The 20,948-nt window shown below is 41.0% G+C and carries 16 protein-coding genes and 1 pseudogene; 13 read left to right on the top strand and 4 right to left on the bottom strand.

The window, feature by feature from the left end:
• Window positions 1-160 precede the first annotated feature (160 nt).
• From H6G08_RS08840 to nusB, 7 genes and pseudogenes are all read left to right on the top strand, one after another.
• Window positions 161-679, top strand: coding sequence for a GspH/FimT family protein (locus H6G08_RS08840; RefSeq protein ID WP_190540603.1), 519 nt, complete (start codon window positions 161-163; stop codon window positions 677-679).
• Window positions 680-765: 86 nt separating this feature from the next.
• Window positions 766-1,434 (top strand): TIGR04282 family arsenosugar biosynthesis glycosyltransferase, encoded by a 669-nt coding sequence (locus tag H6G08_RS08835; RefSeq protein WP_190540765.1) that lies wholly within the window; start codon window positions 766-768, stop codon window positions 1,432-1,434.
• Window positions 1,435-1,769: 335 nt separating this feature from the next.
• A complete protein-coding gene (hpsJ-B, locus tag H6G08_RS08830) occupies window positions 1,770-2,609 on the top strand; it encodes a hormogonium polysaccharide biosynthesis protein HpsJ (protein WP_190540601.1) in 840 nt (279 codons plus the stop codon).
• A 264-nt stretch (window positions 2,610-2,873) separates the two neighbouring features.
• The gene (locus tag H6G08_RS08825; protein WP_190540600.1) at window positions 2,874-3,764 is read left to right on the top strand and encodes a glycosyltransferase family 2 protein; all 891 of its coding nucleotides are present in this window, start codon (window positions 2,874-2,876) and stop codon (window positions 3,762-3,764) included.
• Between the two features lie 533 nt (window positions 3,765-4,297).
• Window positions 4,298-5,002: pseudogene (locus H6G08_RS08820) on the top strand (DUF502 domain-containing protein); the annotation flags it as partial.
• Window positions 5,003-5,235: 233 nt separating this feature from the next.
• Window positions 5,236-6,480, top strand: a complete 1,245-nt coding sequence (locus H6G08_RS08815) for an RNA-guided endonuclease InsQ/TnpB family protein (RefSeq protein ID WP_190540599.1) — start codon at window positions 5,236-5,238, stop codon at window positions 6,478-6,480.
• Window positions 6,481-6,852: 372 nt separating this feature from the next.
• Entirely contained in the window at window positions 6,853-7,482 is a 630-nt protein-coding gene (gene nusB, locus H6G08_RS08810) for a transcription antitermination factor NusB (protein WP_190540597.1), read from the top strand.
• Between the two features lie 24 nt (window positions 7,483-7,506).
• Here nusB and H6G08_RS08805 read toward each other — a convergent pair whose 3' ends face one another.
• A complete protein-coding gene (locus H6G08_RS08805; RefSeq protein ID WP_190540595.1) occupies window positions 7,507-8,700 on the bottom strand; it encodes an RNA-guided endonuclease InsQ/TnpB family protein in 1,194 nt (397 codons plus the stop codon).
• A 309-nt stretch (window positions 8,701-9,009) separates the two neighbouring features.
• Here H6G08_RS08805 and ftsY point away from each other — a divergent pair, with 309 nt between their 5' ends.
• Window positions 9,010-10,752, top strand: coding sequence for a signal recognition particle-docking protein FtsY (gene ftsY / locus H6G08_RS08800; RefSeq protein ID WP_190540593.1), 1,743 nt, complete (start codon window positions 9,010-9,012; stop codon window positions 10,750-10,752).
• 1,301 nt (window positions 10,753-12,053) lie between these two features.
• A complete protein-coding gene (locus H6G08_RS08795; RefSeq protein WP_190540591.1) occupies window positions 12,054-13,445 on the top strand; it encodes a PP2C family protein-serine/threonine phosphatase in 1,392 nt (463 codons plus the stop codon).
• Window positions 13,446-13,529: 84 nt separating this feature from the next.
• Here the strand turns inward: H6G08_RS08795 and H6G08_RS08790 are convergent, their stop codons facing one another.
• Together H6G08_RS08790 and H6G08_RS08785 are read right to left on the bottom strand one after the other, a co-directional pair.
• Complete coding sequence (locus tag H6G08_RS08790) at window positions 13,530-14,528, bottom strand: DUF2278 family protein (RefSeq protein ID WP_190540589.1); 999 nt, start codon at window positions 14,526-14,528, stop codon at window positions 13,530-13,532.
• Window positions 14,529-14,828: 300 nt separating this feature from the next.
• Window positions 14,829-15,467: a hypothetical protein gene (locus H6G08_RS08785; RefSeq protein WP_313941625.1), complete on the bottom strand. Its 639-nt coding sequence runs from the start codon at window positions 15,465-15,467 to the stop codon at window positions 14,829-14,831.
• Between the two features lie 155 nt (window positions 15,468-15,622).
• Between H6G08_RS08785 and psbP the strand changes: the two genes are divergently transcribed.
• Complete coding sequence (psbP, locus tag H6G08_RS08780; RefSeq protein ID WP_190540587.1) at window positions 15,623-16,168, top strand: photosystem II reaction center PsbP; 546 nt, start codon at window positions 15,623-15,625, stop codon at window positions 16,166-16,168.
• 111 nt (window positions 16,169-16,279) lie between these two features.
• A complete protein-coding gene (locus H6G08_RS08775; RefSeq protein WP_190540585.1) occupies window positions 16,280-16,894 on the top strand; it encodes a Maf family protein in 615 nt (204 codons plus the stop codon).
• A gap of 7 nt (window positions 16,895-16,901) precedes the next feature.
• On the opposite strand, the gene H6G08_RS08770 is transcribed toward H6G08_RS08775, so the two are convergent.
• The gene (locus tag H6G08_RS08770) at window positions 16,902-17,159 is read right to left on the bottom strand and encodes a hypothetical protein (protein WP_190540583.1); all 258 of its coding nucleotides are present in this window, start codon (window positions 17,157-17,159) and stop codon (window positions 16,902-16,904) included.
• A 1,001-nt stretch (window positions 17,160-18,160) separates the two neighbouring features.
• Here H6G08_RS08770 and H6G08_RS08765 point away from each other — a divergent pair.
• Window positions 18,161-19,579, top strand: a complete 1,419-nt coding sequence (locus tag H6G08_RS08765) for an HlyD family efflux transporter periplasmic adaptor subunit (protein ID WP_190540581.1) — start codon at window positions 18,161-18,163, stop codon at window positions 19,577-19,579.
• Between the two features lie 165 nt (window positions 19,580-19,744).
• Complete coding sequence (gene devC / locus H6G08_RS08760) at window positions 19,745-20,938, top strand: ABC transporter permease DevC (protein WP_190540579.1); 1,194 nt, start codon at window positions 19,745-19,747, stop codon at window positions 20,936-20,938.
• Window positions 20,939-20,948 lie beyond the last annotated feature (10 nt).

Below are 20,948 nucleotides of genomic sequence, written 5' to 3'. Positions count from 1 at the left end.
ACAGCATATTTCAGGTAAATTAGGTACGCGCTTCGGGGCATGGCAGTGCCAGTGCCCCTACAATCAACGATCATCTGTACCTTACCAACTGGCAATCTGCTGTAAAAATATTTTTTTACATAACAAATAAACTTTTTTGAATACTCAGGTAAAAATTGTTATGAAAAATCACTCTAACAGTGGCTTCACAGTGCTGGAACTGTTGGTAGTTATTTTAGTGCTTGGGATTTTAAGCGCGATCGCAGCCCCTAATTGGTATGGTTTTGTAAATGTTCGGCGCTTGAATGTGGCTCAAGATGAAGTTTACCGCGCCATGCAACAAGCCCAAAGCGAAGCGAAAAAACAAAAGTTAACTTGGCAAGCAAGTTTTAGGGAAAGTAATGGTACTGTTCAATGGGCTATTCACCCAGCAATTATGAATCCTGCCAATGCTAAATGGAATAATTTAGATGCTGCTGTTCGCTTAGACCAAGAAACGACTTTAGCACAATCAAATGGAGTCAGGCAAGTTCAATTCGATCGCATGGGTATGGTGGAGCAACCACCGCTTGGGAGAATTACTTTATCTAGTAAAAAAGGAGGTAAAGCTAAACGCTGTGTTTTTGTATCAACAATTTTAGGGGCAATGCGAACTAGTAAAGAGCAGAATACAGCCCAAGATGGGAAGTATTGTTATTAGTTTTGGGCATGGGGCATGGGGCATGGGTTAAGAAATTTTATAATGTTGATGGTTGACGGTTGACGGTTGACTGTGGACTCTTGACTATGAATTGTTGGGCGTTGAAATCAGCAGAGAAGTTAAAACAGCATTTGATTATTTTTACGCGCTATCCAGAACCGGGGAAGACGAAAACCCGAATGATACCTGCTTTAGGCGATTTAGGTGCTGCTAATTTACAAAAGCAGATGACTGAATACACGGTATCTCAAGTTAAAGAATTGCAAAAAACTGTGTATATATCTTGCGAGGTGCGCTTTGCGGGTGGAAATTTACAATTAATGCGAGATTGGTTAGGTTTGGATTTGGTTTACCAGCCTCAAGGGGAGGGAGATTTAGGCGATCGCATGGCGCGATCGCTTAGTGATGCTTTTCAATCTGGTAGGGAACAAGTCATAATTATTGGCACAGATTGTCCTGGTGTGAATTCTCAGCTATTAGCAAAGGCTTTTGAGCAAGTCTGCAACTACGATCTAGTTATCGGCCCGGCAATTGATGGTGGTTATTACTTGATTGGTTTACGTCAACTAATACCAAATTTATTCGCTAATATCGATTGGGGAACATCTCAAGTATTGCAACAAACTGTTAACATTGCTGAAAAACTTAATTTATCTAAGATTTATCTACCTGCTTTGAGTGATGTTGACTATCCAGAAGATTTACCAATCTGGGAACAAACTATTCAAAGACAAATGGAGAATTTTAGTAACTAATTATACTAGTATTGTAAAAATGAGACTTTGCATCTGGTTTTTAGCTAATTTATCAGTTTATTAAAACACTAAGTAAATTCTGAGGACACCGAAGATGACAGATGCTACTGTGGTGTAGTTTCATCCTCAAAAACGGAAAACTCTAAGCTACTGACAATTAATCATGGTAGAAAGTTTTCTTTGCAGTCTGATACGGAATGGATCGTTAAGCTTTCCTATTCTGTCGTTTTGTTGCATCTGCTTTTTGTTGCCATATAACAGTAAGGTTATGGGAACAATATTCAAGTAACTTGATATAGGACAATCACTCTGATTTATCAAAAGACCGAACAACTATGGTGAACCGTTTTACTTCTGTTAGCACTGCCCTTACATTAAAAGTAGTGGGCGTAGTTTTAATTTTGTCCTTTTTGTTAGACTTTTTACTGCTGTTGTTCCCTTTTCTACCAACCGATCGCACATGGCAGATAGGTTTGGCAACAAATCTTGTAGATCGAGGGATTGTGCCTTTGGTAGGATTAGGGATACTGTTTGCTGGGCATTGGATTGAGAGTGCGGATAGCGATCGCCCGCCAAATTTAGATTTAAGATTTCCAGCCCTTGTACTAGCAAGTATTTTAGGGTTAATGTTTTTGCTAATTTTTCCACTGCATCTGAATAATGTAAATCAAGCAAAAAATCAGACAGTCACGAAAATTAATGAAGATGCAGAACAAGCAGAAAGGCAATTAAATAATCAATTATCGCAGTTGCAAGCACAACTAAATACAGAGCAGGGAAAAGCTCAATTACAACAGGCGAGGAATCAAACCAAAGCACAGTTGACTGAAATACTCAACGACGAACAAAAATACAAGCAAGCATTAGCTAGTCCTCAAGTTCCCCCAGCAATAAAAGAAGTACTGAAAAAGGCGAAAGCAGATCCTAAAGAACTAGACAAAGCTATTGAAAAGCAAACAGATATTGAGGGGTTACGTACCCAACAAATTAGCCAAGTCCGCCAACGTAAAGAAGAAGCTGAAAAACAAGCTAAAGACAATGCGTGGAAATCTGGCTTGCGAACGGGAATTAGCAGTTTACTGTTATCTATTGGTTACATAATTATTGGTTGGACAGGATTAAAAGGGATGGGTACTTTACAAAGTGGTCAGAAGAAAACTCCTGCACCACGTTAGGTAATTCGTAATTCGTAATTCGTAATTCGTAATTACAAATTAGTCTAAAGTCTAATACCAATTCATTATTACAAAATTTCACTGAATTTAGTGGTTAAATTGTAGAGAATTGGTATTACACTGATTGAAAATTTCTGGGGTATAGGCTGGATTTGGCAATATCAAATAGTAATAATTGATTTTAAATTTGAGATTCGTTAAATTAAGCTACAAATAATTAACCAATATATAGTTTAAACAAAGAATTTTATTGAGAGTTTTAGCATGTTCTCAATTTATATACTGACATATAACGAAGAATTAGATATTGCTGCTTGTATAGAGTCAGCGATGCTATCGGATGACATTATTGTTGTAGACTCATGCAGTAGCGATCGCACTGTAGAAATAGCTAGTCGTTATCCGATTCGTGTTGTACAACATGCTTTTGAAAGTCACGGACGCCAACGTACTTGGATGCTAGAATCTATTCCCCCAAAGCATGAGTGGGTTTATATTTTAGAAGCTGATGAACGGATGACACCAGAATTGTTTGCAGAATGCGAACAAGCAATTCAGCAGTCAGATTACATTGGCTACTATGTTGCGGAACGTGTCATGTTTATGAATCGTTGGATTCGCTACAGTACCCAATATCCACGTTACCAAATGCGGCTGTTTCGTCACGGTCAAGTTTGGTTTACAGACTACGGACATACTGAGAGAGAAGTGTGTCACGGTGCAACCAGCTTTTTAAAGTCAACTTATCCTCATTACACTTGTAGCAAAGGTTTGAGTCGTTGGATTGAAAAGCATAACCGTTATTCTACTGATGAAGCAACAGAAACATTGCATCAAATAGAACAAGGAACTGTTAACTGGCGAGCTTTGTTTTTTGGTAAATCAGAAGTAGAAAGACGGCGCGCCTTAAAAGATTTATCTTTACGGTTACCTGCTAGACCATTAATCCGCTTCTTCTATATGTATTTTTTATTAGGTGGCTTTTTAGATGGACGGGCTGGTCTGGCTTGGTGTACATTACAGGCATTCTACGAATATTTAATTTTACTTAAGGTTTGGGAAATGAAACATCTGCCTGTAACTACCTTAGATACACAGTCTTCAGTTTCCCAAACCAATACACAGACTGATGCAACTTCTATAAATTTCAGCTAAAAAGCTATTTGAAGAGGAAGTGGTTTCTCCGTTATCTTCTTTTTGTGGCTCATACAGGCATATTGTCAAGATTAACAGTCTCAGGTGCGAAACTGAGTAGTTTTTCTTGGTTAAGTTAACTTAATATTTTTATAGGCTTTTATCAGAAAATAGTTTTAGATTAATTGTAGTTTTTCAGGAGTCAAAATACCTCTTAAGACTATCTGCAAAGAATTTTAGCAACATTAAGCTAGTAATGCTGATGTAGGTTAACATTAGTGCGATCGCAATATTTGCAACAATCATTTACAAGTCCGATAAAGAAAAGTAACATCATCTGAGAAGAATCGCTGTAATTTCGGTTAGTAGTTACACCAAATCCATGTAAAGTTGCATCTTATCTATCTAGCGGCCGATCGGCTGATTTAATGGCAGAAAAAATCTGGATTTCTGGCGCTGAAACGCCTATGTTCGCAGCTGTGGTTCAGCTGATAGTGGAGACAGCTACTTGCAGTAGCTTGTGCTTCAAGTAATGTCTCCTTTGGTTAACGAATATATTTGAGAGCCTAAAAAAGGAGAATAGGAGTTTGGCACTTAATCGCTTAAAACAGGACTTAAAAAATGACCTGATTGCTGGACTGTTGGTTGTAATTCCGCTAGCAACTACAATCTGGCTGACTATTACTATTGCTAGTTGGGTAATCAACTTTCTCACTCAAGTTCCCAAACAACTGAATCCCTTTGAGGGGCTGCATCCTATATTAGTAAATATCCTGAATCTGGCAGTAGGATTAGCTGTACCGCTATTAAGTATTCTGTTGATTGGCTTGATGGCGCGGAATATTGTGGGGCGCTGGTTGCTGGATTTTGGCGAGCAGGTTTTGCAGGCGATTCCCTTAGCCGGACAGGTATACAAAACCCTCAAGCAGCTTTTAGAAACCATACTTAAAGATTCTCCGGGCAAATTTCGCCGGGTAGTTTTGTTAGAATATCCCAGACGCGGAATATGGGCGATCGCATTTGTTACAGGTATTATCAGCAATGACATTCAAGCCCAAATGTCTGTCCCAATGTTGAGCGTTTTTATCCCGACTACACCCAACCCCACAACAGGATGGTACGCAGTAGTTCCTGAAGATGAGGTAGTGAACCTGTCAATGTCGATTGAAGATGCTTTTAAAATCATCGTCTCTGGGGGAATTGTTGCGCCTAATACCCTGTCGCCAACTCTAGAAACCAACTCCCAGGTCATCCCTCTGGTAGAAAACATAAATCATCTAGCACCCCAGGAGACTCCCACCACAGCGTCAGCTTCTTTGCGAGACGCTTCGCGAAGGCGGCGAGAGGAATGGGGACGAGCGAGAAGCTTCACCCCTGATCCGAATTGCTGCGAAGCAGTAACAGGTGATGGGGTGAGCGACGAGTGAGTAGTTGAACTTTGGTGCATAGCGGATTGTACGTATTTCACAGATTTAATGGTAAAATGTGAGGTATGGAAAAAGCCTATTGCTACCGTTTTTACCCAACTACCGAGCAAGAACAAATATTGCGTCGGACAATTGGTTGTGTGCGGTTGGTTTTTAACAAAGCCTTAGCAGCAAGAACTGAGGCTTGGTACGAAAGACAACAGAAAGTTGACTACGTTCAGTCTTCTGCTATGTTGACGCAGTGGAAAAAACTTGAAGACCTCCAGTTTTTGAACGAGGTTAGTTGCGTACCACTGCAACAGAGTTTGAGACAACTGCAATCTGCTTTCACTAATTTCTTTGCTGGTAGGGCAAAATACCCCAACTTCAAAAACAAGCGTAGTGGTGGTAGTGCAGAGTTTACCAAGTCTGCTTTCCGGTGGAAGGATGGGCAAGTCTACTTGGCTAAGTGTTCTGAGCCACTGCCAATCAAGTGGTCTAGACAACTGCCCAACAGGTGCGAACCTAGTACCATCACCGTTAGGCTTGAACCTTCTGGTCGCTGGTTTGTGAGTTTGCGGATTGATGACCCGACAGATGAAACCATGCGACCTGTTGATAGCGCGGTGGGGTTGGATGTGGGGGTAAGTAGCCTTGTTACCCTGAGTACGGGTGAGAAGATTGCTAATCCTAAGGCTTTTGACAAGCACTATCAAAAGTTGAGGAAGGCGCAAAAATCTTTGAGTCGTAAACACAAAGCCTCTCGCAACCGAGACAAAGCAAGACTCAAAGTAGCTCGTCTTCAAGCTAAAATTTCTGATGCCAGAATTGACCATCTGCATAAACTGACAACTCGACTGATTCGTGAAAACCAAACGATAGTAGTTGAAGATTTGGCAGTTAAGAACATGGTGAGCCAGCGCGTTGGGCGGGTTTCCCGACTTGAAGCGACTGGCGAACCCGTAAGGGTCAACAATCCCAAGCTTGCCCGTGCCATCAGTGATGCTGCATGGGGTGAACTGGTAAGACAACTGGAGTACAAAGCTCTTTGGTATGGTCGGAACTTGGTAAAAATTGACCGTTGGTTTCCCAGTTCTAAGCGTTGTGGGAATTGCGGTCACATTGTTGATAAGCTGCCGTTGAGTATCAGAGAGTGGGACTGCCCCAACTGTGGGACGCACCATGACCGCGATATCAACGCAGCTAAAAATATCTTGGCGGTGGGGCACACCGTTGCAGTCTGTGGAGCGAGCGTAAGACCTCATAGGCATAAGTCTAAAGGGCTGTTGCGAAAATCCAGCAATGGAAAGAAACAGAAACCTAAGTCGTGAGTCTTAGGTTTCTTCCGCTACATCCGTCAGGATTAGCGGGAGAGGATGTCAATCGGACAAAGTTACCAGCAAGTAGATAATATAGTTGTCTGATCGTGCGAAAATCTACTGACTAACTGAAAAATGGGCATGGGGCATGGGAAAGACAAATTTTTATGCTTGATTGTCTCCGGACGTGAAGAACTAGCTTGAAAATAGGGGCTAGGGGCTAGGGGCTGAGGAATAAAGGAATACAAGAGAGAAAAATTACTGTTTTCTATTACCTTGTTGACAAAAGACGCGATGAATCGCGTCTCTAACAATTGTACAGACGCGATTCATCGCGTCTGTTGACAACTGACCACTGACAATAATTAATCCAAACTTAACTTTATGCAAGACCGTAAACCGCAACAACTGGCGCGTGAATTAGCGCTGTTAAGCCTCAGTCAGCTACCAATGAACCCAAAGAAACTGACAGAGGAACAACTACCTAAGTTAGTCCTAGCAGCTGTACGCACTTTGCGATCGGAAGTGCAAGATACTTTAGATAATGCGGCGGGTGAATTGCAACGCAGTCACGATCGCATTTTGAGTAGTCAAACTCGTGCTTCTGATTTAAATACTGCCAGAACAATGCTGCAAGAAGCGATCGCATATACGCAAACAGCTATCAATCAATTAGGCGCAGCTGTAGAGTTTCCCGAATTAATTCAGCTGGCGACTCAAGATAAAACAGTCAGCAGATACGCCATCGAAATTGTGAAGACAGTCAGCGAAGAACGCAATGCGGTCGATGAACACATTACCGCCGCCCTCGTAGATTGGCAAGTTACTCGTCTGGCTCAAATCGACCGGGATATTCTGCGGATTGCTGTGGCAGAAATGCTATTTTTAGGCTTACCTGATAGCGTCGCCATCAATGAAGCTGTAGAACTAGCTAAACGCTACAGTGGTGATGAAGGTCATCGGTTTATTAATGGTGTGCTGCGCCGATTTACAGAACAAAAAAAGACTGCCTGATGCCTATGGGTGTTAAGTTGTAAACTACCCACACTGATTCGGAGTACCGAATACAGTGAGGGCTTTCAGTAGCCCTGAAGAGTCCGTACTGAGATTACAGTACAAACCGTTCGGGCCTCTAGGCTGGCTTACAGACAGCCCCAATAATGCAATCATCTTTGCTCCATTCAAGTCCGCATCACAGGATAACCCGCAATTGCCGCACTTGAATTTTTTTTCAGAGCGCAAACCAATGTGTAGACAACGGTTGCAGGTTTGACTCGTGTAGGCAGGAGGGACGGTGATCACTTCTACACCGTCTTTCAATCCCTTATACTCCAAAAACATCCGCAACTGGTAGAACGCCCATGAGTTACTTCTACGGCGTTCTGTATTGTTACGTGGTTTCTGATTAGTCCTTTCACGAATGCCAGTCAAATCCTCAATAGCTACAAGCGCTTTTTCACTTTTGGCTTGCTGGATGATTGTCTTACTGATATTGTGGTTTACCCACGCTTGAAATCGTCTCTCGCGCCCCGATAGCCGTACCAAGACTTGCCGACATCTACGCCGACTAGACCTTGTGCGTGTGGAAGCTTTTGTTTGGAGAGACGCTCTGGTTTTGTTGTATTTATCCCTCGTTTGTGTTAACTTTTCACCGCTCCATGAATCACCCTTGCTGGTAGCAGCAATATCGCGTCTACCAAAGTCTACGCCAATAACTTTGTTGGTTGCTTGTGGGTCGGGAACCTCGTCTTTTAATTGAATATGGATGTAGTACTGACCATCGCGGTGTTTGCATAATTGAGCGCTTGTTGGTTTACGTCCTTTGAGTTTACCTCGTTGATAGTTGCCGACATCTATCTTGATGTGTTCCCGACCAGACAGCGTGGTTAAGCTAACCGTCCAATCCTTTTCTCTAAATGCAAAAATTCTGGCATCGTAATCAGCACTAGTTGGTTTAAAAACGACAACTGGCTGATTGTTTTGTTTAGCCGTTTTACGATTAGCCCCAACTCTGGCACAAGCTCTGACAGCCAAATTAGCAGGCAAACCAAACTTAGCCCTCAAGTCTTGATAAACAATTCCCTGAATAGTTAACTTGCTTGTCACATCCGCTTTAATTATTTGGTTGGTATAGTTGCAAGCTTCGGCAAATGCATGAAGAACTATTTCCAGCTTCTGAGATTGCGTTGGTGTTGGGTTGAGTTTACAAACTAGCGTCAGTACTTGTTCCATGAGTTCGACCTACTCACGATGTGATGAAAATTATATACTACAATACCTCGTGGCCTGTTCCCGGAGATTGTTAAAAACTCAACTGCTATTTTCCCTGTCCTTGCTGTGCAAGAAATCGGTCAAATAGCGTTTCGTTTTTAACCCACAATTCCTCTCACCACTCAATGGAGTACCATTTCAGTGGGAGCCTCCTTGTGGAAATAGGTGAGGAGATCCTGGCGGTTTTCACACCAGGCAAAAGTCAGGAGTTCAATTAAACTCATAACTTATAACTCATACTTAATTAACAACTAATATTCACTAGCTGCAATGGTTTTTAATTGGTTCCGCCGTCAACATAACGAATCCTCTGAGCTTCCCGCCGATCAACAGCAGGGAGAAACTCCACCTACCCAAGAACCCCAACCAGAAACAGCCGAATCGTCAACGTCAACAGCCGATACTGCACCGGAAACATCGGCCGATTTGTTGGCTTTTGCTAAAGCTGCTTACAAAAATATTCAGCAAAAACAGCAATCTCAAGCAGTTGAGCCAGAATCACCCGCAGAGGTGGAAATTGAAACTGCACAATCGGTAGCAGCACCAGAAGTTGAGACACCAGAAGTTGAGACACCAAAAGTTGAGACAACTGTTAGTCAAACGACTGCACAAGAAGTACCTGCTGAAGTTACAGAAACTGCACCAAGTTTAGAAGTTGATGCAACTGTTGCGCCTACAAGTACTGAAGAGGTAACTACTGAAGAAGCACCAGCTGAGGAATCATCTGTTACAGAAGAAGTGATTTCAGCTACTTCTGCGATTGAGGAAATTGCAGAAGCGCCAGATGTCGTCAGTCCAGAAGCTACTGTATCGGTAAGTACTCCAGAGGAAACCCAGCCAACAGCACCAGGCAATTTATCATTTTTAGAACGAGCGGCGGCGGAACGACAAGCGAAGCAGGAAAGGTTAATCGCCAGCGCGATTGAAGTTCCAGAACCGGAAATAGTGCAACCAGCAGCTACTACCACCACCACGCCAGAAACTACAGAGGAATTTGCTGGACTGGCGTTTGATGAAGGGTTTGTCTGGTCAGCAGAAATCTTAGCCGCCCAAGGTAGGCGTGCTGAGGATGTTTCTATTGAGGAAATTACCTGGCTAAAAAAGTTACGCCAAGGTTTAGACAAAACCCGGCGGAATATACTGAACCAACTCAAAGCAATTGTTGGTCAAGGGCCTCTTAACCAAGCGGCTGTAGCGGAAATCGAAGCTTTGCTGCTACAAGCTGATGTGGGTGTGGAAGCCACAGATTTTATTATCACTTCTCTACAGAAAAAACTGCGGGAAGAAGTAACGCCGCCAGAAGAAGCGATCGCTTATCTCAAACAAATTCTCCGGGATATGCTGGATGCTCCGGTACAAAAAAATTACCAGCCTGCTTTTGCTCCTGATAAGGATACTCTGAATATTTGGTTGATTACAGGGGTTAACGGTGCAGGTAAAACCACAACCATCGGTAAAATTGCGCACCTTGCTCAAAAATCCGGTTATAAATGCTTAATTGGTGCGGCAGATACTTTCCGGGCTGCGGCTGTGGAACAGGTGAAAGTTTGGGGAACTCGTAGCGGTGTCGAAGTAATTTCTAACCCTGGTAAAAATACTGACCCGGCTGCCGTGGTGTTTGATGCGATCGCCGCAGCTCAAGCTAGAGATACAGAATTACTTTTAGTCGATACGGCTGGGCGCTTGCAAAACAAAAAGAATTTGATGGACGAACTCACAAAAATTCGCCGCATTATTGACAAAAAAGCTCCTAATGCCAAAATAGAATCACTTTTGGTTCTAGATTCTACCTTGGGTCAAAATGGATTGCGGCAAGCGGAAGTATTTTCCCAAGCTGCTCAACTTAGCGGTGTGGTATTAACTAAGCTGGATGGTACAGCCAAAGGTGGTGTCGCCCTCGCTGTCGTCCAGCAATTAGGCTTACCAATTCGCTTTATTGGTGCTGGTGAAGGAATCGAGGATTTACGTCCTTTTTCAAGCTACGAGTTTGTGGAAGCACTATTAAGTGGCTGATTTTGGATTTTGCGGTTAAGATTTTTCTTTGAAAAGTCATCAATTGGAGAATCACCGCCATCAGTGCGATCGCTTAAATTCAGTATTAATAACAATACCTTCGCCAATTTCCTCAACCGCTACTAGCTGGAACTGTGTCAGTAAACTCACTGATAAGCTAATACGCATCTAAATTGCGTAACTACTGATAAGGGCTGTCAACAGTCAACAGTCAACAGTCAACAGTCAACAGCCCTCACAATAGATTGTGCAACTTCAAAGCAGATTAGCTTATTACCTATATGGACTGCAATCATTACAGTCTGTAAAGACATCTGTTAAGCGGTTATTAACACACTTGGTAGGTGTGGTATTTTGGCGAAGGTATTCAACAAATGATGGAAAAAAGCTTAATTCATTAGATAGAAAATTTTTTTACACAGATTGAACTACTTTTGCTAGAATTCTACTCTAATACTGCATTTTTAACTCTTTAATAAAAGAGTTACTCCAAGATTACAGTATAATTTCCGCCCAGACATCTATGTAGATAACCCGGCGGTGCTATTTGATAAATCTGTCTGTTGCCAAAATTCTCTCGTCAATGAATATTCTCTGGAGAAAAATTAAACCTGTAAAATATGTTTATGAAACTACAAAATTCTGCATAAGCTTCTAGTCATATATGTTATGAGTTATTCTCGGTGTTTGAGAACTTAAGACAAGATCCGGTGGGTTTTGAACTAAACTGATGCTGAACGCAAACTGTTAAAAACTTAGGTAATAAATCCTACGACAACAGGACGTAAAGCTAGCACCGCGAGCCATGTCTAAACCTTCAGCACAGAGGTAATTACATACATGACAAATTCTTGACAACAGTACTGATGCAAACTTTAGAAATCAGTGTATTCTCAATGGTATCTAAAATTGCTGAGAGTACCTCATACCCATAGACCCCCAGACCCCTCACCCCGATAAATCAAGCCGGCAACGTAATATATTATTTTCCTGATGAAGGATTTTTACTATGCAAGAGATATAACTGAGTAAATAAGTGATGAAAGAACCATAATTTTGTTAAACCCTGCCAGAAATTGCTGAATTTGACCCAGTAGTTTCTCTAAGAGAATACATTTTTTAGAATTACTATCTTTAGTAAGAAAATAAATCAGCAAATGCAATACTTATATAATTCTGGTCTTACGTCTTTCTACTCTTGCTAAAATGACAAATCTTATCCCAATATGGTTTAGCAATCCCAAAAGCAAGAGATTAATCAGTAATCAAAAGTTTGCCTATCTAAAAATGCAATAGAACCTGTGCCTGTGTCTCAACTGCCCTCTCAACCCACTGACAGTAATAGTAGTGCTGCAACGGATGTCACTCCAGTCGTAGCACTAAAAGAACTTGTGTCAAGGCTGCACCGGGAACAGAACAAAATTCAGGATTTGTTAAGTTCTTTAGGATTTGCCCTCAGAAGTTTCAACAATTTAAATCAATTTTTGGAGCTAATTCCTCTGATGGCAACTAGAGTTACAGATGGGGATGGTAGCGCCCTATTTCTCTATAAACCTAACGGTCAAGTCAGATTAGAACAATTGCACTGGCAAGATAGCGGACAGCGCAAAAATATTCGTAAAGCCTTAGAAACAGCTACTAGTCAAATTACACTTTTGCCAAATACTGCCCCTCTGGCTACTGCTACAGGGATTTTAGACGATCAAATGCATCGTTATTTGGGGCCAGATGTGCAAATATTTGGCACTGCTATTTTAGTAAAACATACAGAAAGAGGATGGCTATATGTTTTAAGTCGCGATCCGGAATATAGCTGGACAGAAACTCGACAAAAATTAGTCCGGTTAGTGGCAGATCAAACCGCAGTCGCGATTGAAAATGATGAATTAGCAGTAGAACTTAGGAAAAAAGAACGCCTAGATCAAGAATTAGAAATTGGTGCAGAAATTCAACGGCGACTTTTACCCCGTCAATGTCCAATTGTTCCCGGTGCAGTATTAGCCGCAAGATGTAAACCAGCTAATCGCGTAGGTGGAGATTATTACGATTTTATTCCCACAAACCAAAATCAGAATATTCTTCACAATAAAAATGGTTTAGAAACTGGGCCTTTGGGTTTAGTAATTGGCGATGTGATGGGTAAAGGTGTCCCGGCTGGGTTAATTATGACGATGATGCGGGGAATGTTAAGAGGAGAAGTATTACACGGTAATTCTCCTTCTAAGATTTTGCAAAATTTAAATCGCGTCATGTTTGCGGATTTAGAAAATTCGCACCGCTTTGTGACACTATTTTATTCAGAATATAATCCCCAAACTCGCGTTTTATCTTACAGTAATGCTGCCCATAATCCGCCTTTGTGGTGGCACGCAGCTACAAAAACTGTCACCAGATTAGATACCCTGGGAATGTTAATTGGTTTAGATGCTAATAGCCAATATGAAGATGCCCAGGCACAATTAGAACCTGGGGATACAGTGATTTATTATACCGATGGCTTAACTGATGCCGCAGCAGCAGGAGGCGATCGCTTTGACGAAGAAAACTTTGTTTCTAGTTTTAGCGCTGCTTGTCGATATTGCGATGGCCCAGAGGAAATTGTCGATTATTTATTTGACCAAGTACAGCAATTCATCGGTGATGAAAAACAAAACACCGATGATATGACGCTTGTGGTTTTGCAGATTAAATAGTCAATGGTCAATGGTCAATGGTCAATGGTCAAAAGCTTTTGGACTATTGACTTTGGACTCTGGACTTTTGACTATTGACCAATATCAAAACACTATTGTCCAACCTTGCTTGCGGGAATCTTCCTTTGTATAGGAAACACCATCAACTTTGATGCCTTGGTTATCCAGTAGGGTGATAATGCCGCCATTATTATCTAATTGGATACCGTCTTTACCTAAAGGCACTTTCAGCGCTTCTCCTGGGTTAATGGTACCACTGAGGCGCTGTTTGCGTTTGAGACGATCGGCGATCGCCCAACCACTTAAATCTACTTGATCTGGTGAAGTGTTAATTAAGGTCACTGTCTCCTTACCAACATCATCGCCGCTTGGATTTACTAAAGCTGCAACAATTCGGACTGCACCTGTTACCGGAATTGGCGAAACGTCATCTATTCTATTACCAGTGGTGTCATCGGTATGGAAAGATTGAGACTGGAAGGCTAAAAAGATACCTACCCATTGATTGCGTGCGGGATAGTGAATTAACAATCCGCCATCTTGCCAAACACCATTATCTTTTTGGAATTGACCAACGCTACCCTGGTTAAAGTGGATGTCATGAATACCATTACCAGGAAGAAACCCAAAATACTTATCCTTCACGCCTACTTCTGGGCCCCATCTTTCGCCAAAGGGGTAAAGTACGGCTTCTGGTGAAGCGATCGCTCGTGCGATGTATAATTCCAACAACTCGTTCAGGTCGTTATCTGGCCCAGGAACGTTGTACGGTAAAGGTTTCATCTGGGTTGGGTCGAATAAGTTACCCCGGATATAGTCTAAAGCGGCACCTCCGGGTTTACGAGGTAACTCATTAAAGCCAAAATCTAACTCTTGTAGTTCCTTAGTAATGGGGTGAGAAAAGTTCTCATCAACAAAGTACAGTAATTCTGACGGACTTTGTTTTGATTTAACGTTGATGGCAATGCGATACTGAATATTTTTGTCGTCAGTGACTAGAACTTGGTAATGGGGAGTCGGGCCTTCTCCTAGTTTGCGCTCCACAGCTTTGCATTTGAGAACCCCGTAATTTTTTAATGGCATCTGTAATTATCCTGAATTTCTCAGTGTTAGATTTTTAGCTTGAGACAAAGCAAGTTTCAGAGTTTACTTATACTGTAGCTAGATAGATTAGGACATCAAGCCAAGATAAAACCCTGAAACTAAAAAGCTTTTAAGTCTGTCAACAGTCAACAGTCAACTGTCAACTATCAACAGCTATACTTTGTCTGAGATAATTTAAGTCAAAGTTAATTAGCTGGATCAATCAGCTATTATGCTCAATTTTGGCTTTTATCAGATGAAATCAACTATTACCCTGTAGGGTAATTTTTTCTGAAGTTATCAGTGAGCAATTATTCCTAGCCAATGGGGATAAGCGTAAGAATGTGCGATCGCTAATTGGGAATTTTGGTAAGTTTGGAATACATGATTGGCTGTCGCTTTGAGATTATCCAATATGCGGCTATCTTCCCCAAAAGCTTCAAAAGCCAAACTCCACCAAGCATTTTCTCGAACCGTCAAATTAGTAATTTCCACACTACAGCCGTTATCTATACGTTCATTCGTGGCGACAGTTTTTACCGAAAAATCCGCGAAAACTTGAAAAAGCTGAGAATAGCGAATCTTATGCACATTCACCCATACAGGATTAGCTAAAACCATCCCAGGTTGAAAACTTTCACCTTGGGAATCTTCACACAGCCATTTACCCCATTTTTCCGCCTTACCTGTGACTAATTCGCCAAAATCCAGCACACCAAGTTCTGCTTGTCGCCATTTTACTTCCAGCCTTCCCTGTCGCAGCTTGATTCCCAAATAATCACATCCAGGCGAGTAAAGATAAACATCTTCTCGCGCTTCTGGCGATTTTAACGGGTCGATTAGACAATTTTGCTGAAACCAAAGTTGAATATTGTCTGGAAGATTGCCAGGATAAAACCAGCGTAATTCATTACTAATAAGCATAGTGTCATTGGTCATTTGTCAGAGACGCGATTAATCGCGTCTGTACAATTGTCTTCCTTACCAATTCCCAAACATAACTAGATACGTTATTTAACAGAGTCCCGGTTGATGGGACAATGAGAAATTGTGCTTGCTTTATTTTGCTTCCAGTCCAAAGGAATTTATAAAAAATGTGGAAACGAATCGCATTAATATTGCTATTGGTATTGAGTTTCAGCCTAAGTAATCCTGGTATAGCGGCTGCGGCTGGATTCAAAAGCTTCGTAAACACTGATAATGGCTATGAGTTCTCATATCCTAATGGCTGGGTGCAAGTGAAAGTTGCTAACGGCCCTGATGTGGTGTTCCACGATTTAATAGAACTTAGTGAAAATGTCTCGGTAGTAATTAGCCCTGTTCCTGAAGGAAAAACGTTAGCAGAACTGGGAACACCTACAGAAGTTGGGTATAAATTAGGTAAGGCGGCTCTCGCTCCCCCAGATTCCGGTCGGACAGCTGAATTAGTCAATGCTGCTCAACAAGAAGTGAATGGTAAAATTTACTATTTACTAGAGTATCTGGTGAAATTACCCAATAATCAACAGCGACACAATCTTGCTAGTGTTGCTGTCAGTAGGGGTAAACTTTTTACTTTTAATGCTTCAGTTCCCGAAAGACGTTGGCAGAAACTTAAAAATGCTATAGACGAGGCTGTAAGTTCGTTCTCAGTTTATTAATTATTGGGCATGGGGCATGGGGCATGGGGCATTGAGTATTTTTATTTACCGTCCTTATCCTTAGCCTCTAGCCTCTAAGTTAAAGCTTTAATTCATACTTGATAATTTTCTATGAAAATTCCGCAGTTTGTACTTGCTTCTGCTTCGCCAGCGCGACGACGTTTATTGCAAAGTGTTGGGATTGAACCCATAGTTTATCCAAGCGATTTTGATGAATCGCAAATTCAATTAGACGATCCCAATCAGTTGGTGCAAACTCTTGCGCAACGCAAAGCGGAAACTGTGATTCCCCAATTTGAATCAGCTTTGATTATGGGTTGTGATTCGGTTTTGGCTGTGAACGGTCAAATTCATGGTAAACCAGCTAACCCGCAAGAAGCGATCGCTCGTTGGCAGATTATGCAAGGTAATTTTGGCGATCTCTACACTGGTCATACTTTAATAGACTTGACGCAAAACCGCACTGTCACTAAATGTCAGGTAACTAGAGTTTACTTCGCGCAAATGAGCGATCGCGATATTCAAGCTTACGTAGCTACAGGCGAACCCCTCAAATGTGCTGGTGCTTTTGCGCTGGAAGGTTTCGGTAGTTTATTTGTCGAAAAAATTTCTGGTTGTCACAGCAACGTCATCGGTCTTAGCTTACCCCTGCTGCGCCACATGCTCAAAGAACTAGGATACAACGTCGTTGACTTCTGGCAGTCACAAATGACAAATGACAAATGACAAATGACTAATAACTAAACTCCCCTGAATGGAGGATTACTTCCCCATGATCGGGAATCCAAGCTACCCACTCATCATCCGAAACCTGGCATAATAACAGCGCTTCATCAAAACTATATGGATTGGGGAATTGTAGCAGCTTCACCCAACGAGAAGTTCCCAGCCTCTGTGGTAACCTCTTAATGCTGCAAGAGGGAGTAGTAACATCCAGATTCCGCCTTCTGAATTGTGTTGCAAAATGTGGTCTGTGAGAATCTAGTTTCATAGCTAAGGGGCAATATCAAAATATTTCTGTAACTAAGGATACAAAATAAATAATACTATTGAAAAGTAGCCGTTTGATAACTTTACATAAGTTTATTGAAAGCGGCGGAAAACTCAATGATCGTGGATGCATAGGGTGTGCGCCCTGCTGCTTGGGGCTTTGGGCATTGGTATGTTATTTCCCATGCCCAAAAAATCCACCCACAGGGGGATGGAGTTTTTCATACTTGGTCGTGAAATTTTTTCGTGAATAACTGAGTTGTTTCCCTTATTCCTCTCATTTGCCATCTGTAGGTTCTGTTACGTTTTCCCGTAACTGATGAATGTAGAATTCAGTTAAGCAAAGTTTGATGGAGTGATTCAAAAACAGTCAATAACTCAACTGCGTAGGGTGCGTCAGTCCTAGAGATTGAGAATGTAGCAGATGTATTATTTCCTGACACATCCTACAAATGAGGTATTTTTTCAATTTTCATTATCTAAGTTAAAAACATTAGATAAACGAATTCTTTGGATATCTACACCAAAGAAAGTTAGTTATCTTTGTTAATTAAAGCTAATACAGTTTATTGAACAGAAAAACTGTAATTTTAGCTTGGCGAAACTCTACAACATTATCTAAAAATCACAGCATCTATCACAACGATAAAAACTGCTAAAGTCTAGAGATTTTTGCAAATACAATACACTTTCAACATCACAGAATATGTCAAGATAATTCGTAATTCGTAATTCGTAATTGCTACCTTCAGTAATTACTTTCTTAATCAGTACTTCAGTCATTTGGCTTTGAAGTAATAAAGCGATCGCTACAAATATATCAAGGTTAATGCGCTAGAGAATAATTCGACTAAGCGTAATAGTAATTATTGAGAAATATTTCACAGATTCAAACTTTAACACTTCGATTCTGTGCGAATTCTATAATTACGAATTACGAATTACAAATTACGCTTTGCTTTTCCTTCCATCAGCACAATTCAGATAAACGGGCAATATATCATGTCAAGGGTGACTGAAAGGCCAAAGCTCGCGGAGCAATCAGTTGAGCAACCTAAAGTTTGGTGGAGTATTGCTGTAGCCCTACCAATAGTAATCGCTGCTGGGGTACTCGGTACAGCCAAAGTTGAACAATTAAGAAAGTTAGCTTCTTCTGTATCCATCAGGCCGATGGCTAACAGTGTAACTGCTGTTGGTCATTTAGAGCCACAAAGCGAAGTAATTAAATTATCTGCGCCAATGGGGGGGCTACAATCTGCATCGCGAGTACAAAAACTCTTGATTCAAGAGGGTGATAAAGTCAAGCAAGGTCAAGTAGTTGCGATTTTAGATAACCACGACACCCAAACAGCCGCACTGGAAGAAGCAAAAGCAAAATTGCAAGAATCTCGTGCAAATTTAGCACAAGTAAGAGCCGGTTCACCCAGAGATATTCAAGCCCAAAATTCTGTAATTGCACGTTTAGAAGCTCAGTTACGCGGTGAAAGGGATGCACAGCAAGCCACGATCGCGCGGATTGCGGCGCAATTAAGTGGTGAAAAAATGGCTCAACAAGCCATGATTAACCGTTTAGAGGCGGAACTGAGCGGACAAAAAGATACTTTAAGAGCTACTGTCACCCGTATACAAGCTGAACAGCGTAACGCCCAAGTTGATGCGCAACGTTATGAGATGTTGTACCGAGAAGGCGCAATTTCCCAGCAAGAACGAGATAGAAGACGCTTAAGTGCAGTTACCAGCAATCAGCAGGTTGCGGAAAGCCAAGCGACTTATAAACAAACTGTTGCAACTTTACGCCAACAAATTGCGGAAGCGAGAGCAAATTTGGTGAAAACCTTATCCACCTTACAACAGCAATTAATTGAAGCTAAAGTTAACCGCGATAAAACTGTAGCTACTTTACAAAGACAAATCGACGAAGAAAGAGCTAAACTCAAACGACTGATAGAAGTCAGTCCGGCTGATGTACAGATGGCGCAAGCTCAAGTGAGTAATGCGATCGCAATGGTGAGAAAAGCTGAAGCAGAACTCAAATTAAGCTATGTTAGAGCGCCCATTAATGGAGAAATCTTAAAAATTCATACCAAGACAGGAGAAGCCATTAATCAAATGGGAATTGCTGAACTTGGACAAACCGATCAGATGATTGTGATTGCTGAAGTCCCTGAAGATTCTATTGGTAAAATCAGTCTCGGTCAAAATGTAACTGTTACTAGTGATAATGGCGCTTTTAGTCATGAATTACGAGGAAGCGTCACAGAAATTGGCAGAAAAATTGGCAAGAAAGATGTTTTAAATACAGATCCGGCTGCTGATGTAGATGCCAGAGTTGTAGAAGTAAAAATTGCCTTAACTCCAGAAGATAGTGCAAAAGTTGCAGGCTTAACCTATGCCAAAGTTGTTGTAGAAATTAGCAAATAATAGGTTTTGTTATTGGTCATTTGTCATTGGTCATTAGTCATTTGTCATTTGTTATGAGTAAGGGTTTAACTGGGCATTTAAATAAATCGCCTATTGTACATTTATGAACATCTAAGTAAAAAAGTAATTACGAATTACGAATTACGAATTACAAATCAATACTCAATGCTTAAACAATTCATTAGTATTTTTCAATTTTCAAATCCTAACAAGAAAATTCCTTTATCATGGCTGCAATTAACCAGGGAAAGAACTCGTTTAACCGTGGCTCTGGCAGGTATTGGCTTTGCTGATATCTTGATGTTTATGCAACTTGGGTTTCGCGATGCTTTGTATTATAGTAACGTTCGCTTCCATACAAGTTTGCAGGGCGATATTATTTTAATTAATAGCCAATCTAATGCTGTATTGTCGATGAAAAGTTTTTCTCAACGACGGTTATATAGAGCTTTAGATTTACCAACAGTGCAATCAGTACATTCTATATATTTAGACTATACAAGCTGGAAAAATCCCGAAACAGGTCGCCCTCGCAGTATTTTAATATTTGGATTTAATCCAGAAGTTAATATATTTAATTTACCTGGAATTCAAGAAAATATCGAGCAATTAAAATTACCTGATGTTGTTTTATATGACCGTTCTTCGCGTTTGGAATACGGGCCAATTGCAGCAAATATTGACGCAGGTAAAACTGTAACCGCAGAAGTTAGGCGACGACGCATCAAAGTAGGTGGATTATTTACTTTAGGTGCTTCATTTGGAGCCGATGGTAATTTAATTACCAGTGATGTTAATTTCTTAAGGATATTTAGCAACCGCCAACGGGGTTTAATTGATATTGGTGTGATTAAATTAAAACCAGGTGCAAATACAAGTGCTGTAGCTGAAGATTTAAGAAATTATTTACCTAAAGATATCAATGTTTTAACTAAACAAGAGTTTATCGATTTTGAGCGTAATTACTGGGCTACTAGTACGGCGATTGGGTTTATTTTTACCTTGGGTACAATTATGGGTTTTATTGTGGGAACCGTAATTGTTTATCAAATTCTGTATACAGAGGTTGCCGATCATTTAGCTGAATATGCAACCTTAAAGGCAATAGGTTATACACAAAATTACTTATTAAATGTGATTTTGCAAGAAGCGTTAATCTTAGCTTTAATGGGTTATTTACCAGGATTTCTTTTTGCTTTATTCATGTATAAAACTGCCAGGGAAGCTACTTTGCTACCAGTATTCATGAGTCTCGATCGGGCTGTATTAGTGTTAATTTTGACTATATTAATGTGTTTTATTTCTGGGGCGATCGCTGTGCGTAAATTACGTTCTGCCGATCCAGCAGATATCTTTTAAATCAAATAAG

It is taken from the genome of Calothrix anomala FACHB-343 (assembly GCF_014696435.1).
Taxonomy (GTDB): domain Bacteria; phylum Cyanobacteriota; class Cyanobacteriia; order Cyanobacteriales; family Nostocaceae; genus Aulosira; species Aulosira anomala_A.
Note: the sequence above shows the minus strand (reverse complement) of the source record. Positions and strands in the feature narration are given on the sequence as shown.